At 55.7% G+C, this 1,571-nt stretch carries 3 protein-coding genes; all 3 read left to right on the forward strand.

Annotated features, from left to right (window positions below; genetic code table 11):
• Positions 1-128: winged helix-turn-helix domain-containing protein (locus tag A3AY_RS38505; RefSeq protein ID WP_174371937.1), on the forward strand; the 128-nt coding region annotated here is incomplete at its 5' end.
• A 297-nt stretch (positions 129-425) separates the two neighbouring features.
• Positions 426-722: a hypothetical protein gene (locus A3AY_RS0133060; RefSeq protein ID WP_018329947.1), complete on the forward strand. Its 297-nt coding sequence runs from the start codon at positions 426-428 to the stop codon at positions 720-722.
• Positions 723-1,319: 597 nt separating this feature from the next.
• Positions 1,320-1,571: autoinducer binding domain-containing protein (locus A3AY_RS0133065; RefSeq protein ID WP_040669621.1), on the forward strand; the 252-nt coding region annotated here is incomplete at its 3' end.

Raw genomic sequence — 1,571 nt, forward strand, 5'->3', positions numbered from 1 at the left:
TCGACGTTCACATCCGCCGCTTGCGATCTAAGATCGAGAGGAACCCGCGTTACCCGGAGCTCGTCAAAACCATCAGGCTTGGCGGCTATGTATTCACCGCCGTCGTCGACCGGGATCACCTGACATAATCCCATTGCGCATGTAGCCCGACGCACTTTCCCTTTACCAGGAAGAAATCCGCGCGCGGATCAGCATTCACGCCTGGAAAAACGACTGAATGGAAAACGACGTAAGAAACAGCGAAGTGACGACGCACCTTGAAAACCCCATGCGGCTGTTCTATAGTCATTTGATGGAACTCGTCTCCAGCATTTGACCACGGATGTACTGGCACTTGCTGTTGAGACGAGCCTCTGAGGTCGGGCGTTAACCCGGCCTTTTTCTTTGAGTGGTCATTGTCCCAGCATCAATAAAGTCGTTCCAGCATGTCCCAAACCACGGACTTCATCACCAACCTGTATCGAGCCGCCAACGAAATCGGCAAATTGAGCATCGACGAGCGCCGCCGGCTCGTCGATCGCGCGGTGAGAACGGCTGGGGAGATGCGCATCGAGACCGGCGTTCGTCCCGGCCGCGGAAATAACGATGCGCTGCGGGAGATCGAGATCGCGGCATTGATGGCAGAAGCCAGGGGTAGCGAAGACGACGTGAAAGCGGTCCTCCTTGATCTAGCCGAGATGATCAGGACGTTGAGGATCGTGTTGGATGGGAAGACGAAGTAGATTCAGGCTTCGCCTTCCGGTCTTCTCGTTTCTGACCTCCGCGCACAATCCCGGGTCGCAGCAACCGAAATCGCCACGGCTACCGCGTAGTGCCGCCATCTCACGATTTCCGTTAATTCGTCTTCACGGTGCTGGGCCTCATCGCGACGAGCGATGCACTCCGTTTCAAACCGCAAGGCCGTAGTTCGAAGGCATTCTTGAGCTTGAGGGAGAGGCGACATTCAACCGCGGGCGACGTCCAGGACGGGTTTGTCCCATAGTGTTTCCATCGTGCAAACTGCAGACCGGGATGTTCGCCTCGGTTGAAGCTACCGGCGGATGCGCATCAGCAGCGCGATCGCTCTCATGATTCTTGCCGATGCCGGCAAAGCACGAATTGTTAAGTTTTGTTGCGAGGAAGCCTTGAGGTTGTAGAAGATGCCGCCGGCAGCTAAAACGGGTTCTGGGCTCCGTATGGCCTGATCGCAAAACTGGTCCGGATTTTTTAAAAGCAACTTCGTGCCCGGAGCGGCCCTTAAGTCCAACACGCCATGTTTGTGATGCCTGCAGCAACTCTCACCATGTGCAGCATGGCGACTTCAGATGGAGTTTCATCGCATGAAGCGTAACCGTTTTTTTAGTGAGCTCATCGAAACCATCGCGCGGGCATCCGGTGAGAAGCCCTTGAAGCTCGCATTGAGCCGTCTGAGAGCCAACTATGGCTATGACTACTTCGCTTACCTCAATCTCCACGCCCAGAAGGTCCACGCCGTATCGGACTGCCCAGAGGAATGGCAAGCCATTTACCTGGCGCGATCCTATACCATCATCGACCCGGTCATAACGAACGCAAAGCGCCTCAAACGGCCG

This window comes from Rhizobium giardinii bv. giardinii H152 (assembly GCF_000379605.1).
Lineage (GTDB): Bacteria > Pseudomonadota > Alphaproteobacteria > Rhizobiales > Rhizobiaceae > Pararhizobium > Pararhizobium giardinii.

Excerpts from the sequence above, each read along its gene's own strand:
- A3AY_RS0133060 (WP_018329947.1), top strand. The coding sequence starts at position 426 with ATGTCCCAAACCACGGACTTCATCACCAACCTGTATCGAGCCGCCAAC.